Source organism: Prosthecobacter sp., assembly GCF_044378005.1.
GTDB lineage: Bacteria > Verrucomicrobiota > Verrucomicrobiia > Verrucomicrobiales > Verrucomicrobiaceae > Prosthecobacter.
In genome coordinates this window covers 20,568-39,026 of sequence record NZ_JBILYB010000018.1, presented here as the reverse complement: position 1 = coordinate 39,026, position 18,459 = coordinate 20,568, and the positions used below count along the sequence as shown (strand labels likewise).

Annotated in this window: 11 protein-coding genes; 10 read left to right on the top strand and 1 reads right to left on the bottom strand. The window is 61.1% G+C overall.

The window, feature by feature from the left end; genetic code table 11:
- Positions 1-4: 4 nt before the first annotated feature.
- The 10 genes from AC6FTP_RS06005 (at position 5) to AC6FTP_RS05960 (ending at position 17,051) form a co-directional block, all read left to right on the top strand.
- Positions 5-1,963, top strand: coding sequence for a CehA/McbA family metallohydrolase (locus tag AC6FTP_RS06005; RefSeq protein WP_497205998.1), 1,959 nt, complete (start codon positions 5-7; stop codon positions 1,961-1,963).
- On the top strand, positions 1,960-3,372 hold the full coding sequence (locus AC6FTP_RS06000) for a hypothetical protein (RefSeq protein ID WP_497205997.1): 1,413 nt from the start codon (positions 1,960-1,962) through the stop codon (positions 3,370-3,372). Before AC6FTP_RS06005 ends, AC6FTP_RS06000 begins: the two co-directional genes overlap by 4 nt.
- Positions 3,373-3,375: 3 nt before the next feature.
- The gene (locus AC6FTP_RS05995) at positions 3,376-4,137 is read left to right on the top strand and encodes an HpcH/HpaI aldolase family protein (RefSeq protein ID WP_497205996.1); all 762 of its coding nucleotides are present in this window, start codon (positions 3,376-3,378) and stop codon (positions 4,135-4,137) included.
- A gap of 6 nt (positions 4,138-4,143) precedes the next feature.
- Entirely contained in the window at positions 4,144-5,976 is a 1,833-nt protein-coding gene (locus tag AC6FTP_RS05990) for an FAD-dependent oxidoreductase (protein ID WP_497205995.1), read from the top strand.
- A 4-nt stretch (positions 5,977-5,980) separates the two neighbouring features.
- Positions 5,981-7,054 carry a sialidase family protein gene (locus AC6FTP_RS05985; RefSeq protein WP_497205994.1) on the top strand — a complete coding sequence of 358 codons (1,074 nt, stop codon included), beginning with the start codon at positions 5,981-5,983 and terminating at the stop codon, positions 7,052-7,054.
- 113 nt (positions 7,055-7,167) lie between these two features.
- Positions 7,168-8,505, top strand: a complete 1,338-nt coding sequence (locus AC6FTP_RS05980; RefSeq protein ID WP_497205993.1) for a hypothetical protein — start codon at positions 7,168-7,170, stop codon at positions 8,503-8,505.
- Positions 8,502-9,758 carry an MFS transporter gene (locus AC6FTP_RS05975; protein WP_497205992.1) on the top strand — a complete coding sequence of 419 codons (1,257 nt, stop codon included), beginning with the start codon at positions 8,502-8,504 and terminating at the stop codon, positions 9,756-9,758. The genes AC6FTP_RS05980 and AC6FTP_RS05975 overlap by 4 nt, the downstream gene beginning before the upstream one ends.
- Positions 9,759-9,776: 18 nt before the next feature.
- The gene (locus AC6FTP_RS05970) at positions 9,777-11,114 is read left to right on the top strand and encodes a DUF1501 domain-containing protein (RefSeq protein WP_497205991.1); all 1,338 of its coding nucleotides are present in this window, start codon (positions 9,777-9,779) and stop codon (positions 11,112-11,114) included.
- A 194-nt stretch (positions 11,115-11,308) separates the two neighbouring features.
- Positions 11,309-16,315, top strand: a complete 5,007-nt coding sequence (locus AC6FTP_RS05965) for a M64 family metallopeptidase (RefSeq protein WP_497205990.1) — start codon at positions 11,309-11,311, stop codon at positions 16,313-16,315.
- Positions 16,316-16,343: 28 nt separating this feature from the next.
- On the top strand, positions 16,344-17,051 hold the full coding sequence (locus AC6FTP_RS05960; RefSeq protein ID WP_497205989.1) for a hypothetical protein: 708 nt from the start codon (positions 16,344-16,346) through the stop codon (positions 17,049-17,051).
- 130 nt (positions 17,052-17,181) lie between these two features.
- On the opposite strand, the gene AC6FTP_RS05955 is transcribed toward AC6FTP_RS05960, so the two are convergent.
- Positions 17,182-18,456, bottom strand: coding sequence for a hypothetical protein (locus AC6FTP_RS05955; RefSeq protein WP_497205988.1), 1,275 nt, complete (start codon positions 18,454-18,456; stop codon positions 17,182-17,184).
- Between the last annotated feature and the right edge of the window lie 3 nt (positions 18,457-18,459).

Here is an 18,459-nt window from a genome sequence, read left to right as displayed (position 1 = left end):
GCGGATGAGCTTTGTTATCAGCCTCGGTGCTGTGATTTCCTTCGGAGGTCTTGATGCAGCTCACGCTGAATCAACCACCCTCCAGACGAAGCGAGTCCATCTCGGCAAGGCTGGCCAATTTGAATGGGAGATCTTCAAAAATCATCCCGTCGATGCAGAGCGGTTGGAGGTGCGGTTTGATGCAAAATCCAACACGACGGAGCACACCCTGCGCATCTGGCAGCGGGATGTGAAGCAGACCTGGCCCGTGTTGCTCAACGGCCGCAGACTCGGCTCGCTAACGCTGGCAGAAACAGCCCTCGAATGTGTGCTCGCCGTGCCGGTTGGAGCTTTGCGCGATGGCGAGAACGTGCTCGTGATCCAAGCGCCTGCGCAGCTCGACGACATCGAAGTCGGGCCGGTGATTCTCGACTCGAAGCCGGTCGTGGAAGCCATCGCTGGCTCGACGCTTCAAGTATCTGTCACGGATGCTCAAACAAGCGAAGCCATTTCATGCCGCCTCACCCTCACGCGAGCTGATGGTACGCTTCAGCCACTGCGCGCCGAGCCTGCGGGTGAGGTGGCGACGCGAGTCGGCGTCGTTTATGCCAAGCATGGCAAAACCACGCTCTCCGTGCCGCCGGGTAACTATGTGCTCCATGCCGGACGTGGTTTTGAATGGAGAGTGGAGACTCAGAAGCTGTCTTTGAAAATTGGCGATACTCAGGAGGTGAAGTTCGAACTGAAGCGTGAAGTGGATACGAAAGGCTGGATCGCCGCTGACAGCCACATCCACACGCTCACGCACAGCGGCCATGGCGATGCGAAGATCGAGGAACGCATGATCACCATTGCTGGCGAAGGCATCGAGCTGGCCATCGCGACGGATCACAATCATCACACGGACTACTCGCCCATTGTTGCCAGCGTCGGTGTGGCAGATCGATTCACCTCCGTTGTCGGCAATGAAGTCACGACAAAGCACGGCCACTTCAACGCCTTCCCCATTCAGCCCGGTGCGGCTTTGGTGAATCACAACGAACAGGACTGGGCGAAGCTCCTTCCGGCCATCCGCGCCACGCCGGGCGTTAAGGTGATCACGCTGAATCATCCGCGTGATCTCCATAGCGGCTTCGTGCCGCTCGGCGGCCTGCAATTCAACCCAACCACTGGCAAACATCGCCATGCAGATGCGCTCGACATTGATGCGATGGAGGTCATCACCTCCGGTGCCATGCAGTCGGACATCCACCTGCTGTATCGGGACTGGTTCGCGCTGCTGAATCGCGGACATCGCATCGCGGCGATTGCCTCCAGCGACACGCATGACGTGAACCGCTTCATCCTCGGCCAGGGTCGCACCTATGTTGCGGCGAAGGACGGCAATCCTGCTCAGCTCGATCTCGATGAAGTCTGGCGCAGCTATCAGGAAGGTCGCCTGCTCGTGAGTCTCGGCTTGATGACGACACTCAAGGTCGATGACCGCTTCACCGTCGGCGATCTCGCCACCGGACTCGGCGTGCAAATCAAAGTCGAGGCTGTGGTCAGCGGTCCCGCGTGGGTGAAAGCGGATCGCATCGAACTTTACGCCAACGGCATACTCATCCGTGAGCAATCCATCGTGGATGAACATCGCGCTGGCGAGAAGGCACGCATCACCTGGGAACTGCCGAAGCCCGCGCATGATGTGCATCTTGTCGCCATCGCCACCGGGCCGGGCATCACGGAACCTTTCTGGGAAATCCCGCGCCCGTATCAACCATCGAGCAAGAAACTCACACCACGCGTCATCGGCTCCACGAATCCCATCTGGCTCGACAACGATGGCGATGGAAAGTTTGCGTCTGCCTTCGCCATCGCTCAGGCACTCATGGCGAAGCATGGCAGCGATCCATCGGCACTCCGCGAGGCTTTGAAGAAGCACGATGCAGCCGTCGTTGTGCAGGTGGAGTCACTGCTTCCGAACACCATCGACAAACCATGAAACTTCTCGCCATCAGTCTCGCCTTCACCTCTCTGCCGTTCGCCGCCGACAAGCCAACCCTCCGCGCCGGAGCCGCTGCGGTGGACATCACGCCCACGCAGTTCCCGATGAACATGCCCGGCGGTTTCAGTGCGAACATGGCTGAGAAGGCGCATGATCCGTTTCATTCACGCGCGCTCGTTTTCGACAATGGCGAAACAACTCTGGCGATGGTCGTGGTGGACAATCTTGGAGCTGGTCCTGATGTGCTGAACGAGGCGAAAGCGCTCGCAGCCGCGAAGACGGGCATGTCAGTGGACAAGATGCTCATTTCATCGACGCACACGCACAGCGGCCCGTCGCTCAACACACGCAGCGAGGCTGCGGCGGCGTATTACAAGCAGTTCGTCGAAGGCGTGGCCGGGTCCATCATTCAAGCTCACGCGGCGCTCAAGCCTGCCGCTGTCGGAGCCGCCGCACATCCGCTGCCGGACGAAGTCTTCAACCGCCGCTGGTATCTGAAGCCGGGCAAAATGCCGCTGAATCCCTTTGGCCGACTCGACACGGTGAAGATGAACCCCGGCACCAGTCCTGATGTGATCGACCGCCCCGCAGGCCCGACCGATCCCGACATCTCCATCCTCTCGGTGCAGGACTTGAAGCGGAAACCCATCGCGCTGTTTGCCAACTACTCGCTGCATTACGTCGGTGGTGCTCCCGGCGGTCAGATGTCGGCCGATTACTTCGGCGAGTTCGCCCGCCTCATGCCTTCGCGTATTCGAGGTGATGAAAGCTTTATCGCCATGATGTCGAACGGCACCTCGGGAGACATCAACAACATCCCCTTCGGCATCACACGTCCACCGCGCGAGCCCTTCGAGCAGATCCGCATCGTGGCACAAAAAGCCGCGGACACGGCATGGCTCGCGCATCGAAAAATCGAGAAGCATCAGACTGACACTCGCCTTGGCATGTTGCAGCGTGAGATCACACTCAAGTATCGTCGCCCTTCCTCGCAGGATGTGGCCGAGGCGAAGGCCGTGCTCGCCATCAAGGACAAGGACGCCATCGAAAAGCTGCCGCGCCTCGCGCAAAACTACGCGCGCAGTGTGGTGAGCGCCGCCGAGCGACCTGAGGAGACTCTCACGGTGAAGATCCAGGCCATCCGCATCGGCGACTTCGCCGTGTGTGCCATTCCGTTTGAGACCTTTGTCGAGATCGGCCTCGACTTGAAAAAGCGCAGCCCGTTCCCGCAATCGATGGTCATCGGTCTCGCGAATGGTCGCCACGGCTACCTGCCCACGCTGGAGCAGCACAAGCTAGGCGGCTACGAGACATGGCTCGGCACGAACCAGGTGCAGGAGGACACCAGCGTCATCCTCACGAACAACCTGCTGGAGATGCTGGCGGAATTGAAGAAGGCTGATTGATCCATGCAGCCCTCCGTTGTTCTCAAAAAAATCCGTGCAGGTGAGACCGTCATCACGGCGAAGTCGTGCTACACCGACCCTGAACTGGTCGAGATGATCGCGTCATCCGGCTTTGACGCGGTCTGGATCTGCCTGGAGCACAAGCGCGTGGATGCATCGATGGTTTACGCGCTCATCCAGGCATGTCGGCTCGGTGGAGCGGATGCACTGATCCGCGTGAAACCGTTGAACTACACGGACGTGCTCCATCTCATCGAAGCCGGTGCGCGTGGCATCATGCTGCCGCGTGTGAAGCATCCCGACGAGGTGCGCGAGGTAGTGCGGGTGATGAAGTTTCCGCCGCTGGGCCAGCGCGGCTTTGACGGCATTCATGCGGAGGCGGATTTTGGCCGCATCCCGCCAGCGGAGTATCTCGCGAAGGCGAATGAGGAGAACTACCTCGTCGTGCAGATCGAGGAGCCGGAGGTCGTGCCGCACATTGATGAGATCGCGGCCACGCCGGGCGTCGATGTGCTGTTTGTCGGCCCCGCTGATCTCACGCTGGGTCTTGGCAAGTTCGGCAAGACGGACGATCCCGAAGTGCGGGTGATTTTGCAGAGCGTGGCCGATGCTTGTGCTCGTCACGGCAAGGTCGCGGCCATTCCCTGCGCGCCAGAGCAGGTGAAGGGTTATCACGACATGGGCTTCCGCTTCTTCAATGTGATCAGCGACTTCCGCTGCGTTTCCGCCGGCATGAAAGCAGCCCGCGCGGCGGTGCAACTCTGACGCGTCATGCCGGTGACCGAGCAGACTCTCGAAACCGACCTGCTCGTGGCGGGTGGCGGCATCGCGGGCGTGTGTTGTGCGCTCGCGGCGGCACGACTCGGCGCACGCGTGATCCTTTGCCAGGACCGCAGCGTGCTCGGCGGCAATGCGAGCAGCGAGGTGCGCATGCACATCGTCGGTGCCACCGGCCTCAGCGGCGGCGAGGAACTGCAAAACGAGCTGCGCGAGGGCGGCATCATCGAGGAACTGCGTCTCGATCTCGCCGTGCAGAATCCCCAGCGCTCGCCAGCGCTGATGGATCTGCTGCTTTACGACAAATGCCGCCGCGAGCCGAACCTTACGCTGCATCTCAACACGACCGTCGTCAGTGCCTTGGTCGTGGACGGCCTCATTCGCGAGGTGCGTGCTGAGAGGCCGTCCACGGAGGATGCTTTCATCATTCGAGCGAAGACCTTCGTCGATTGCACTGGCGATGGCAGGCTCGGCATCGAGGCAGGCGCGCCGTTCATGCGTGGGCGCGAGACCAAAGCGCAGTTCGGCGAATCGCTCGCACAGGACGAGGCGGACGCGAAGACGCTCGGCTCGTCGATCATGTTTCAAGCGCGCAAGCATGACCGCCCGATGCCTTTCATCGCACCACCGTGGGTGCGGCGTTTCACGGCGGAGGATTTCAAGCTGCGACCCTATGGCCAGAGCGGTTTCGATCTCGGCCTCGAATACGGCTACTGGTGGATCGAGTGGGGCGGCTGTCTCGACACGTTGAAGGACAACGAGCGCATCCGCGATGAGCTGCTCGCCATCACGCTCGGCGTGTGGGACTTCGTCAAAAATCACTCCGAGGTCGATGCCTCGCACTGGGCACTGGAGTGGATCGGTTTCGTGCCCGGCAAGCGCGAGAGTCGCCGCTTCATCGGCCAGCACATCCTCACGGAGAATGATCTGCTCTCTTCGCGAGCTTTCCCCGATGCCATCGCGTATGGCGGCTGGCCCATCGACACCCATCCGCCGGAAGGTGTCGATGCACCGGAGCTGCCTCCCTGCACGCAGCAGCATCTGCCCTTCATCTACGACATCTCGTTGCGCTGCTGCGTCTCCACCGGCCCGCGCAATCTCATGTTCGCCGGTCGCAACATCTCCGCCACGCACATCGCCTTCGCCTCCACCCGCGTCATGGCCACCTGCGGCGTCATCGGGCAGGGTGTTGGCACTGCCGCAGCGCTCGCGCTGAGACAAAGCGTGATCCCCGCGGACATCGCTGCGGATGTGAGACTCGTTCACGCCATCCAACAACAACTCCTGCGCGATGACTGCCATCTCATCGGCGTGGCAAACGACGACGACCAGAATCTTGTGCGTCAGGCAGTTCAAATCATCGCTTCATCATCTCAAACCGGCGCAGAAGCTGAAAACATCCGCAGCGGTCATACACGCATCGTTTCCAAATTACCTCAGGATCGCCTTCAACCTGGATTGCATCGTTGGATGAGCCGCGAAATGCCCGCCACGCTCGAAATTCGCTGGAACGAGCCGGTTTCGATCCGCGAGGTTGTTTTGGTCTTCGACACCGGTTTGCACCGTCTGCTGACGTTGTCGCAAGCCGACGGCTACACGCAAAAAATGCTCTGGGGCCGTCCGCAGCCGGAAACCGTGCGCGATTACGAGTTGAGCCTCGAGATGCCGGATGGCTGGCAAAACATCGCAAGCATCCAAAACAACCACCAGCGCCTTCGCAGGCACTTTTTGACCGAACCAGTCACCACCACCTCCCTACGCCTCCACATCACCACCACGAACGGCCTCGACCACGCGCGAGTCGTCGGGGTGCGGGCGTATGCATGACTCCATGAAACGATTTATTCTATCCTTCGCCCTGTTTGCAGCGCATCTCCCGGCACACGAGATTCACACACTGGTCTCGGATGAAGATTATCTGGCCTTTCCGGCGGTGATCGAGCTGGGGGATGAGGTGCTGGTGAGCTTCAAGCGCGGGAAAGCGCACGCGGCGGATGCAGGAGCGACGCAGGAGCTGCTGAGGCTGGACAAGGCATCTGGCAAAGTCCTCGCCACGGGCACGCTGGCGGCGGTGAAGGGAGAGATCATGCAGATGGGCGAGTGGGTGCGGTTTGGGAACGGGGACGTGGCGAACTACATCGATGCGCAGGCGGCGCAGGGTTCGCTGCGGACGGGTTTGGCCGTGGTGAGGTCCAACAACGGCGGCAAGACCTTCGGGCCGGTGCAGCGGGCGGGCGTGATCGATGGCGTAGAGTATGGCTATGCGTTTGACTCGATCACTCGCGGCCAAACGACGTGGATGCTGGTGATGACCTTTGCGAATCTCACGGGCGGGAAGCTCGTTCACAAGACGAAGAGCCAGCCGGGCTCTGTGGATGTGATCCGCAGCGATGACAACGGCCTGACGTGGCGCTTCGTGCGCAGCATCACGAGCGAACTCGGCGGTGCGCCGATCAATGAAAGCGCGTTCATGGCGCATGGCGATGGCTTCATCGTCACGGCGCGGGGTTATGACAATCGCGAGTGGCTGCTGCGCACGGACGCGGGGTTTAAGTTGATCGAGAAGAAGGACATCACTGCCGCGCATCAGGTCATCACCTCGCACATCGGCAGGCCGCGTTTGTTTCAGCGTGATGGCTCGTCGTATCTACTCGGACGAAACTGGGCCGCGCCGGGGCTGATGCAGCTTGCCTTGTTCAAGTTTGACCCGCAGACGCTCGACATCAAACGGCATGTGGTTTTGGACAATGCGGAGAAGAAGCCGGTGGCGGATGGCTACTACGCGCAGGCGTATTGGACGGAGCAGCAGGGGCGCACGGGCTTCCATGTCATCACTTATAAAAGCGGTGCGCAGAAAGTGCCGGAGATTCTCCGGCTGGAGTTTGACTGGGAGAAGGTGCGGTGAAGGTAACAAGGAGAAGCGCTTTTCAAGCGCGCGGGCGGTTACAAACCGCCCTTCCTTGGCCAGTTACGGCCTTCGGACTCCGTTTAGGCTTCATCGTCTCTCCATCCCACCACATGAAGCCCTCCCTTTCCATCTCGCGCGCATGGCTTGCTGCCATGGCTGTGCTTTGGATGTCATCCAGCGGATTGCGGGCCGTGGACGAATCCACCGCAGCTCCTCAAACTTGGCAGGAAGATGCCTCGGCCCATGCCCAGCTGCTTTCGCGGGTGAAATGGACGCCGGTGGCGGGCACGCTGCCGAATCGTAGCGGTGGCTTCTTTGAAGCGGGAAAAGAATACACCGGGGTGCCCTACTCCAGCGTGAGGTCGGAGGGGCGCTACATCGGCTTCGACATCGGATTGCGCACCTTTCTCGCGGCGGTGGAGAATCCACAGAGCGTGCTCTACACCGAAAATCTAACGGGCAAGATCTCAAATGCTGCCGCCTACTACGGCATGGTTTGCTCCTCCTATACCAGCTACGCGCTGGGCTGCGGCATCTGGGAGGTGAGCCGTCGCTATGGACCTGAAATCAGCGGCGGCATCACGCTGGTGGAGTCGCAGTCAGCCGAGGCTGCGCAGGTGGGCGATGTGATTTACACACCACACGCCACGGAGACCTCCGGCTCGCATGTGGAGATGGTGACGGCGATGACGAAGGATGCACAAGGCCGCGTGATCTCCGTGCGCATCGAGGAAAGCCGTCCGCCGACCACAGCGACCACGGAACGCAGCGCCGCGGCCTTCAAAAAGCATCTCGCCTCGCGGAACAAGCAGCTCTTTCGCATCACGGATCGCGAGGCATGGCGCGGCACGAACCGTTCCGAGCCGCTGCTTTTCCCGAACTATGCGGCCGATGCCACACCGCCGAAGATCAATCGTACGCTGCTGCTCGATCTCGGAGACTGGGTGCCGTATCAAAAGGGCAAGGCGGTGAAGTTTCACATCATGGACCGTGACAAGCTCGGCGTGAAAACGCTCATCATCCGGCGCGGTGACAAGGTAGCTGAGGAGATCGCGCTCGACGGCCCCGGCGTGCATGAGCGCAGCTTCGACACCTGCGGCGATTACACGGCGCAGGTGATTCACAAAGATGGATCGCCTAGCCAGGCATGTGAGTTCGCCGTGTGCGATCTCGATCTCAATCTGCCCAAAGGCAACGTGTCCATGAACGGCGGCTGGCAGGTCCGCTTCAGCACCGAGAGCATGAAGCCCATCGTCATCTACCTCTGGAACGAGGCGGACAGCTACGGCCGCCATCCGCTTTTCCTCACCGAGGAGCAACAACGCGCCGGCTCCCTCACCATTCCCGCCGGTCTGCTGAAGAAGCCCGGCAAGCTGCAAGTCTGGCTCATCGGCGAGCATTCGCTCGGACGCCTGAAGCTGCGGAAGGGCATCACGATGATCCCATGATCCCCACGAGCCCGGCAGCCACCTCGCACACAGATCGCCTGCCGCGTGCGTGGCTCATCGTCGGCGTGCTGTGGGTCGTGGCGGCGCTGAACTACCTGGACCGCATCATGATCACCACGATGCGGGACTCGCTGACACAGGCGGTGCCGATGACGGACGCGCAGTTCGGCCTGCTGACCTCGGTTTTCCTTTGGGTGTATGGCTTGTTGAGTCCCTTCGCCGGGTTTCTCGCAGATCGCTTCAATCGCAGCCGCCTGATTGTGTTCAGCCTGCTCGTGTGGTCGCTGCTGACGTGGCTCACGGGGCATGCGCGGAGTTTTGAAGAGCTGATCGTCGTCCGCGCACTCATGGGACTGAGCGAGGCGGCGTATCTGCCTGCGGCGCTGGCTTTGATCGCGGACTACCATCGTGGCAGCACGCGATCGCTCGCCACGGGTATTCACATGACCGGCTTGAGTGTGGGCACAGGACTGGCGGGCATCGGCGGCTGGGTGGCGGAGAGGCATGGATGGTCGGCGGCATTCGATGTGTTCGGCATTTTCGGTATCGCTTATGCCGTGGGACTGATGTTTGTGCTGCGTGATCCACCTCGCGAGAGTGGGGTCGTGGCATCGAATGCCGAGCAGCCGCGACTCGGCCAGGCGCTCACCAGTTTGTTCAGCAGCGGTTCGTTTTTGCTGCTGCTCGCCTTCTGGGGCCTGCTGGCGCTGGCAGGCTGGGCGGTGATGGGCTGGATGCCGACTTTCTTCAAAGAGCAGTTCAAACTTGATCAAGGCGCGGCGGGCATCTCGGCCACGAGCTTCCTGGCGGTAGCGATGGTTGTCGGCAAGCTCGTCGGTGGTGCCTGGGCGGATCGCTGGAGCTGCACGAATGATCGTGCACGTATCCTCGTGCCCGCCATCGGCTTGTTCATCGCCGCACCAGCGACACTGCTCGTTGCGAACACAAGCGTGCTCGCATTCGCCATCGCAGGCTTGTCGATCTACGGCTTCATGCGCGTGTTTTCAGATGCGAATTTGATGCCCATCCTCTGCCAGGTGTCCGACAGCCGTTACCGCGCCACGGGTTACGGCGTGCTGAACATGTTCTCCTGCATCGTCGGCGGACTCACGGTGTATGTCGGTGGCGCGCTTCGAGATGCGCAGATCAATGTCGGCACGCTGTTTCAATGCGCTGCGGGTGGGATGCTGGTCTGCGGAGTTTTGATGATGTTCGTGAAGCCGACCGAGCAGGCGAAAGGCACCCAGGCATGAGGGCGTAGTGTCTCGGTCATGCACCCCGTCATTCCATTCTCACGCCGCCAGATGCTGCACACCGCTTCATGCGGTTTCGGCTATTTGGCGATGTCCGGCATGGTGGGCGCTGCGGACTTGGTCGCGAAACCGCCCCGCGTTAAAGCACGGGCGCAGCGCGTGATCTTTCTGAATATGGCGGGCGGTCCGGCGCAGATGGACACCTTTGATTACAAGCCGCAGGTCGGGAAGAAGCCGCACGCGGGCTCCATCGCGGAATTCAAGCGGCGTGGAGAAAGCGGGCTGTGGGTGAGTGAGCTGCTGCCAAACATCGCGCGTCATGCGGACAAGCTCTGCGTGCTGAATGCGATGACGGCGGATACCAGCATCCACGCGCAGTCGATGCTGCAACTCCACACCGGCGACCGACTGCGGCCCTGTCCGAGCATGGGCGCGTGGGTAGCATACGGACTGGGCACGGAAAACATGAACCTGCCCGGCTTCATCAGCTTCAACACCGCGAAGCCTGCTGAATACAGCGCCGCGCAGCTTCCCTCTGTGTTCGGCGGCACGCCCATCGGCGTGAATGGCGAGGACATGAGCAAGGCCACGATCAGCAACATTTACAGCGATCACCTGCCGATGAGCGTGAAGCGCCGCCAACTCGATCTCATCCAGGCGATGAATCGCGATCATCTCAGTCTCCGTGCCGATGATGCGCAGCTCGAAGGCGTCATTCAGACGATGGAGCTTGGCTTTCGCATGCAGGCGTCGGCTCCTGAGTTGCTCGACATCAGCCAGGAATCGAAGGCGACGCTTGAGCGCTATCGAGTAGGCAAAAACTTCGCCGCAGGCACATGCAAGGAGAGCGACTTTGGCCGCCAGTGCCTGCTGGCTCGGCGCTTCTGCGAAGCGGGTGTGCGCTTCATCGAAATCACGCATGGCAGTTGGGATCAACACACAGATCACCGGCGCGATCTCACGGCGAACTGTGCCACCACCGATGCGCCCATCGCCGCGCTGCTGGATGATCTCGACGAACGCGGCTTGCTGGAAGATACACTCGTCGTCTGGGGCGGTGAGTTTGGTCGTCCAGGCCTCACACCAGGGGCGGACAAGGATCAAACCGGGCACCAGCATCGCGCCTTCACCTTCTGGATGGCCGGTGGCGGCGTGAAGGCCGGGCATGTGCATGGCAGCACGAATGAGACCGGTGAGATCCCCGTGGATGGCAAAGTGCATTTCCGCGATCTGCACGCCACGATCCTGCATCTGCTCGGTCTCGATCACGAAAACCTCGCCGTCGTCAGTGGCGGACGGCGCATCCGACTCACCGGGCTGCAAGGCGGCAATGTGGTGAAGGAGATCCTGGCTTGAAGCTCTCGAATGGTTTTGGGGGTGCGGTGTATCTCCTCTTGCCGCTGTAGTCGCATTCACAAAGTCGTGTGTGTGAGGGTCGCGGTGCGCACGTCTTTTGTCGAAGGCCTTGCCAGAATGGGGTTTCCAGGCACTCTCTGAGGCATGATTGTCTCTGACAACTGGCGAGTCGTGACGCCCCACTCTAGATTGACATGAAACTGTCTCCCTTCTTCCTCGTAGCTGCTCTGTTCCTTGGCTTTTTGGATCTGGCTCTGGGCCAGACAGCGACGCTTTTCACGGTCGAGGAAAACGGCCCGCGTGCCCAGCGGATCAATCTCGTGTTTCTCTCCGAAGGCTACACCACCGCCGACATGCCAAACTTCGCCACGCATGTGAACACGGCGGTGAACTTCCTCTTCACGAAGGAGCCGTGGCAGCAGTACCGGAGCTACTGCAATGTGTATCGGATCGAGATCGCTTCAAACCAGAGCGGCTGTGACAATGGCAACACCAGTGGTGCTGGCGGCACGCGTGACACTTACTTCAATGCCGGCTTCAACACACCATCGGTAACGCAGTTGCTGACCCTGGCGGGCAACGGAAACAGCCGGGCGTACAATCTGCTGAACACCCATGTCCCTGAATACGATGTGCCAGTGGTGATCGTAAATGACACCAAGTATGGCGGTGCGGGTGGCGGAATCTCGGTGGCTTCGGTGAATAGCTCCAGCGCAGCCGTCGTAGAGCATGAGATAGGGCACTCCTTTGCCGGACTGGCAGATGAGTATGACACGGAGTACTTGATCTACACGCCGGGTGAAGAACCGAACAACACCGCCGAGACGAACCGCGCGCTGATCCGCTGGAATTACTGGATCGAGGCATCAACACCTGTTCCCACGCCTGAGACTGCTACGTATGACGCCCTGGCTGGGTTGTTTGAGGGCTCTATGTATCGCACCTCGGGTTGGTACCGACCACACAATAACTCGCTGATGAGAAGTCTGAATCGTCCGTGCGGACAGATCAACCGAGAGCAGTTCGTGCTGAAATTCTATGAGCGGGTGAGTCTGGTCGATGCCCGCACCCCGGTTGCATCTACCCTTAACATCACTTCGCCGAGCCCATTGGACTTTGCCGTTACGGCCAAGGTGCCCTCCAGCGGCCCCGCGCTACAGGTGACTTGGGCGATCAATGGAACGCCCCAGCCGGGACAGACGGGCACCTCTTTCAGTATCCTCTCCAGCGTCATCGGAAACGGCGCGCATACCGTGACAGCCACCCTGCAGGACCCGACCCCATTTGTGCGCCGGGATACCGACGGATTGCTGAATGAAGTCGTGACATGGAATCTCAATGTCAGCGGTCAGGTGCCCATCATCAGCGAAGTCGCCAATCAGGTCACGGATGAGGATACCGCGACGGCCCAGATCCCCTTCACGGTACTTGATGGCACCATCCCCGCTCCTTCCTGGGTGGGCTCCGCCACGAGCAGCAATCAGGCACTTGTGGCCTCCTCCGGCATCGTCCTCACCGGCACCGGAGCCAGCCGCAGCATCCAGCTCACTCCTGTCCTGAATCAGTCTGGCACCACGACCATCACCCTCTCGATGACCTACAATGGCAACACCTCCATCGAGACCTTCGACCTCACGGTAAATCCCGTGAATGACCTGCCGACCATTGGAAACATCAACAACCAGACCATCTCCTACAATTCCACCACGGGAGTGCTCGCCTTCACGATCAATGATCCAGAGACCGCCGCCAGCGCCCTCGTCGTCACCGCCGGAAGCAGTGATACAGATCTGGTGCCGCAGGCAAACATCCTCCTCGGTGGCAGCAGCAACAGCCGCACGGTCTCCGTGACTCCGGCAGCCAACATGGGCGGCTCCAGCATCATCACCCTTTATGTCAGCGATGGCACAGCCACTTCAGAGCGAGCCTTCACCCTCTTTGTCAGCGCAGCAGACGTCGACGTCGAGGCACCGGTCGGGAACAACCTAGTGAGCGGTGCCAGCCTCAGTTTCGGCACCGTCAGTTTTGACGGTTACAGCATCATGCCGATCACAGTGAGGAATGGCGGTGTCGTGGCCTTGTCAGGAATCCTGGCCAGCTTGGCAGGTACAGATGCATCCATGTTTCAGATTATCACCACTCCAAACGGCGGCCTGGATGTCGGTAGAAACACCACGCTGGTCGTGCGCTTCTCGCCCACCGCAGAGGGCCTCAGGACTGCCACCCTGAACATCGCCAGCTCTGATCCTGATGAATCCCCCTTTGCCATCGAGCTCACAGGGACCGGCGTGCAGCCACCGCAGCCCTTCTTCACTCTCCAGCCAGCCAGTCGCCTCGTGCTGCTCGGCAGTGAGGCCAGGATCAGTGCCAAAGCCACAGGTGATCCCACGCTTACCTACCAATGGAAAAAAGGCAGCGCCGAAATCAAAGGCGCGACCACGCCGAACTACGTGATCCCGCTGACCAAATCGTCCGATGCCGCCGCTTACACCATCATCTCAGACAACCCCATCGGGCCGCCCGTCTCCTCCCAGCCAGCCTATCTCGGATTTGTCACACGGAGTGAGCCTGCCAAGTCGGTGAAGAAAGGCGCGACGCTGAGCCTGCAATGCACCGTCACCGCGCCCATAGCTCCAGGAGTCAAAGTGCTGTACTCTTGGCGTCGTGGCGGCACGCCATTGACCAATGGAAGCAAGCTCAACGGCTCCACCGTGAGCGGTGCGGACAGGGCATCCCTCAGCATTAGCAAAATAGGCATGGAGGACTCGGGTAACTACACTTGCCTCGTCATTCTCGATACACCAGGGAATGATCCTCAACTCACCAACGGAGTCACTGCCGTCAGTGTCGTGGATGCCTTGCCCGTGCTCTTTGCCATCCCACTGCCCACTCCGGTCTCGGTCAGTCAAACCATCGACGCCACTGTCACCGCAACGAACTTCCCCACCGGATTCACCGTCACCGGCCTGCCCAAAGGGTTGTCCATGAATCTCAAGACGGGCCGCATCACCGGCAAACCGGTGGAACCGAGCAAGAAGACCACCCTGGGAGCCTACATTCCGAGCAAGATCACCTTCAAAGCCGTGAACCCGGTCGGCACAGGTCCTGAGGTAAACTTCGACATGATCATCGAGCCGCTCGATCCCTCCCTCGTCGGCACCTTCAATGGCATCGTTGACCGCGACGCCGTCACCACCTTCTCCATGGGTGGCACCGCACAGGTCACCGTCGCCGCCACCGGAGTCGTCTCCGGTTCCGCCATACTCGCCGGGCAAAAGCACAGCCTCGTCGGTGCCCTGGACATCACCATCGGCAACAACCCCACCGCCCGCCTCACCGTGAAGCGGACCCCCTCCACTCTCGGCGATCTCCAGATGGATCTCGGCATCTCCACGGGGGACAATTACCTCAGTGGCAACATCTCCGATCCCAGCCTCGTGCTCCGTGACGTCGTCTTGCTCCTGGGAGCCCCGAACGACCCTGACCACACCGACGGCAGCGGATCACAGGTCCGCTTTGACAGCCTCTCAGGCATCGCCCTGCGTCAGGATGGCAGCTTCTACGTCGCGGACACCGGCAATCATGTCATCCGCCTCATCCAGGGCGACGCCGCTTCCACCATCGCAGGCACCGTCGATGTCGCGGGCTCCACCGACACCACCTTTGATGCCCCCGAAGGCCTCGCCCTCGGGCCAGATGGCGCTCTCTACGTCGCCGATTCAGGCAATGCCACCATCCGCAAAGTCAGCGCGCTTGGAGTCATCAGCACCTTCGCCGGCATGGCTGATCAAATCGGCAGCACCAACGGCACCGGAACCGCCGCCCTCTTCCATCGACCCAGCGCTCTCTGCTTTGATCCCGCGGGCAACCTCTATGTCGTCGATCGTGGCAGTCACACCATCCGCAAAATCACTCCCGCGGGCGTCGTCACCACCCTCGCGGGCAAAGCAGACACCCCGGGCCATAAAGACGGATCTGGAGCCGCCGCCCTCTTCAGCACCCCCAGTGGTATCGTCTATGAGCCCGTACTCAAGGCCCTCTTCGTCACCGACACGGGCAACCACGTCGTCCGCAAAGTCACCCTCAGCGGCGCCGTCACCACCTACGCAGGTGGCCCCGGCGCGGATGACTTCGCCCACGGCCCAGGACTGAGCGCCCGCTTCCGCTCCCCCATCGGTATCGCCACCCTCGGAGACGGCACCCTCATCGTCGGAGACTCCCTCCTCCGCCTCATCACCCCCGGCGGTCTCGTCAAGCCCTTCACCCAGGACTACATCAGCTTCCTCGGCGATGCCGGTGACCGGCCCGTCGCCCTCGCCTACCACGCCGCCGGGCAAAGCCTCATCGCCGTCCATGACCGGCTCAATGCCATCTCCACCCATCAGCCCACGCTCGACACCCCCCCCAGTACGCCCTTCTACGCACGCAGGAACACCTGGACCAGCGCCGCCCCCGTCCCCGCCACCATGCAGGGCGACTACAACACCGCCATTTCCGGTGCCCCCACGCTCACCGATCCCCCCGTTTGGCCGGAGGGCGACGGCTTCGCCCGGCTCACCCTCGGCAAGACCGGCACCGCCACCTGGTCCGGCCGCACGCCTGATGGCACCGCCTTCACCGCCGCCTCCTTCATGGCCGGAAACTACGACCTGCCGCTGCACGCCATGATGCATCAAAACACCGCCAGCCTTCTCGGCCACTGCTTCATCGACCCCACCACCCTCGACATCGCCAGCGACATTACTCCCGAGCTCAACCTCCTCAAACTCGCCCAGCCGTTCAACGCCATCGACCGCAGCTACAAAGTGGGCATCCCCTATCTCGTCCTGCCCTTGTTTGGCGGCAAATATACCCCGAACGATCTGCATGCCTTCCTCGGCTTCCCCCCCGGCCCCGCCGACATGGAGATGACCTTCAGCGAGTCCCTCATCGCCTCCTTCCAGCAGGCCCTCACCTTGAGCAAACCGAACACCGTCGCACTCGTCTCGCCCGTGAAATCGCTCGCCCTGAAGATCGACCCCAAGACCGGCCTCATCACTGGCAGCTTTAAGGAAGGCACCCCCGCCGTCACCGTCCCATTCGCTGGCATCCTGGTAAACTACGCAGCTGGCAGCGCCCGTCAGGGCTACGGCCACTACCTCCTCCCCAACACCACCAGTCCCACCGCCCCCATCCGTTCCTCCCGCTTCATTCTGGAGTGAACCCAAGAGACACCGCCATTCATCTGCCATGCGCTTCCTCTGGCTTACCGGACTAGCATTGACCAGTTGTGTGACTTCTCACCTCGAGTTCATGGCCCCAGAGCTGCGCCAAGCTGGGCTTCAGGGCAAGACCGTGGCCGTCGGTCCCGTCATCAGCAGGCACCCCGACAGTGATCCGACCAGCAGCGAAACCGCCGCACTGCAAATCGAGGCGGAGCGACAGCTCCAGCAACTCCGCCCCAAGGTCCGCGTGGTGAAACCCATGGAGCTGGAACGGCTCGTCGGTGCGATGAACATCCGCCACATGACCAGTCTGGCAGTTCCCCAGCTCCCCGTCGTCACCCCGCAGCAATGGAAGCGTATGGCCGCCCACCCCATCCACTACCTCCTGCTCACCGAGATGGTGGAGAACCGCGTCGTGCAAGAGTACGACACCAAGACCGAAAGCCAGACACACACCGAGACCGGCCCCGACGGCAAAGAGAGGCAGTGTAGCACCGAGACGACCACCCTCGTAGCCGACTCACGCCGCTTTGGGACCCTGCGGCTGAGCCTGACTGACACCACGACACGTCAGGTCGTCTGGCAGGCACGGGTCCACGGCCAGCATTACCGGGAGAGGGAGGTGCCAGGAGACACCAACCAGCGCCTCCTTGAACACATGCCCGCCCCGCCGCCCCTGGCCGAAATCGCCGATCAAATGCTCGCCAAGTCCTTGCGGCGGCTGCCGAAATGACTCAGCAGGCACAAGCCTGATGCGTGACAAAGAAGAAAGAGTACCCGATCTGAGGCTCCGGGCGCGGGAGAAACGATTCTCCGCCGATGTGGAGAGTGGAGGAAGTTGCTCTCGAGCGCGCTTTATTGCGTCACTCAGCGAGCAGGCCATAAACCTCCACTTGCCCTGACACGACAGGCACATTCAGGCCGCCCTCCCGAGGACGTATAAAGAAAAACCCGCGCCCCACAGTGTAGCTGGGGTAGGCCTCCGATGTCTTCACCACGCGCCGCAACATGCCGGAAAACGGGACCGTCACAGCGCGGCGTGGGGGCTCGGCGAGGACGAAGGAACCGGTGAACAATCCTGTCGGAGGATAGAAATGCACCTTCAGCCCTGGGGCTGTCGGGTGCGGAAGAACGGCCTTGTGGGCCTGATTGATGAAGAATTCGTGATCAAGGAAGGGCCCGTACACGGGGGCGAAGACACGGTTGGCACCATAAAAGCTGATCGTTGCATTGGGTGAATCAGTCTTGGACTGGAAGAAGAGTTTCTCCCCGGCTGCTGGCGGTGTGTAGGGAGCGCCTTGGAGCTGAACCCATCGCGTCCACCCTTCTTTGGCGAAGGCATCCATCCTGGACGGCCCTTTGACCCATTGGCCATAGGTGAGGGAAGCACTGGGATCCTCATCGCCCCCTTCGAGGGACACCAGGCAAGACAGGGTATCCCGGCCAGAGGCAGTCTTCATCATCAGGGACACAACCGACTCGAGCCCGAGAGGCAGGCTCTGCGCCAGCATCCCGCCCGCCGTCACCCCCTGGCCATCTGGCAGTGTCCCGGCAAAAATCGCGCTGCCCGTCCGCCCCAGTCGCAGCCCCCCATAACCAACCCCCGTCATCTTTTCGTCAACGATCCATTGGGCCAGTGGCTCAGGGGTGATGTGGACGGTGTTCCAGGCGCGAGCACCTGCCTCTGGAATCTTCAGCGGCCACAGTTCAGCGAAGTAATCTTCGAAGCCATTGGCGCTTCGATTGATGAGGTAGATCCCGGTTCCATCATGCATGGCGCTCAGGTGAGTGCCCGCACTCAATGACCCCAATTCGGCAAAGTAAACATCGGACATAGGCGGCTCGCGGTCATCCGGCTCGAACTGCCCGGTGAAGCTGAACTGCTTGCTCTGAAAGCTCAGCTTGAGGGTGATCGCTCCCGAAGTGGTCACCTGAGCCGAAGCCATGGCTCCCCGCTCATACTCTGGGCGCGCAACCTGACCGACAAGCCCCCCCGGCGGCAGATAATTTTGTGCTCTGATGAAAGTGCCAGCCATTCGAAACTCCTCCGCCTGGCTGGAGAAAGGCAGACTGGCCACCAGCCCTGCTGTCAGGAACATCACGCTCCGAATCGCTCTTGGGAAAAAGGAAGTTTTCATCGG

Coding starts and splice junctions, on each gene's coding strand:
- AC6FTP_RS05980 (WP_497205993.1), top strand. CDS start 7,168: ATGAAGCCCTCCCTTTCCATCTCGCGCGCATGGCTTGCTGCCATGGCT.
- AC6FTP_RS05965 (WP_497205990.1), top strand. CDS start 11,309: ATGAAACTGTCTCCCTTCTTCCTCGTAGCTGCTCTGTTCCTTGGCTTT.
- AC6FTP_RS05955 (WP_497205988.1), bottom strand. CDS start 18,456: ATGAAAACTTCCTTTTTCCCAAGAGCGATTCGGAGCGTGATGTTCCTG.
- AC6FTP_RS05960 (WP_497205989.1), top strand. CDS start 16,344: ATGCGCTTCCTCTGGCTTACCGGACTAGCATTGACCAGTTGTGTGACT.
- AC6FTP_RS05995 (WP_497205996.1), top strand. CDS start 3,376: ATGCAGCCCTCCGTTGTTCTCAAAAAAATCCGTGCAGGTGAGACCGTC.
- AC6FTP_RS05970 (WP_497205991.1), top strand. CDS start 9,777: ATGCACCCCGTCATTCCATTCTCACGCCGCCAGATGCTGCACACCGCT.
- AC6FTP_RS06005 (WP_497205998.1), top strand. CDS start 5: ATGAGCTTTGTTATCAGCCTCGGTGCTGTGATTTCCTTCGGAGGTCTT.
- AC6FTP_RS05990 (WP_497205995.1), top strand. CDS start 4,144: ATGCCGGTGACCGAGCAGACTCTCGAAACCGACCTGCTCGTGGCGGGT.
- AC6FTP_RS05975 (WP_497205992.1), top strand. CDS start 8,502: ATGATCCCCACGAGCCCGGCAGCCACCTCGCACACAGATCGCCTGCCG.
- AC6FTP_RS05985 (WP_497205994.1), top strand. CDS start 5,981: ATGAAACGATTTATTCTATCCTTCGCCCTGTTTGCAGCGCATCTCCCG.
- AC6FTP_RS06000 (WP_497205997.1), top strand. CDS start 1,960: ATGAAACTTCTCGCCATCAGTCTCGCCTTCACCTCTCTGCCGTTCGCC.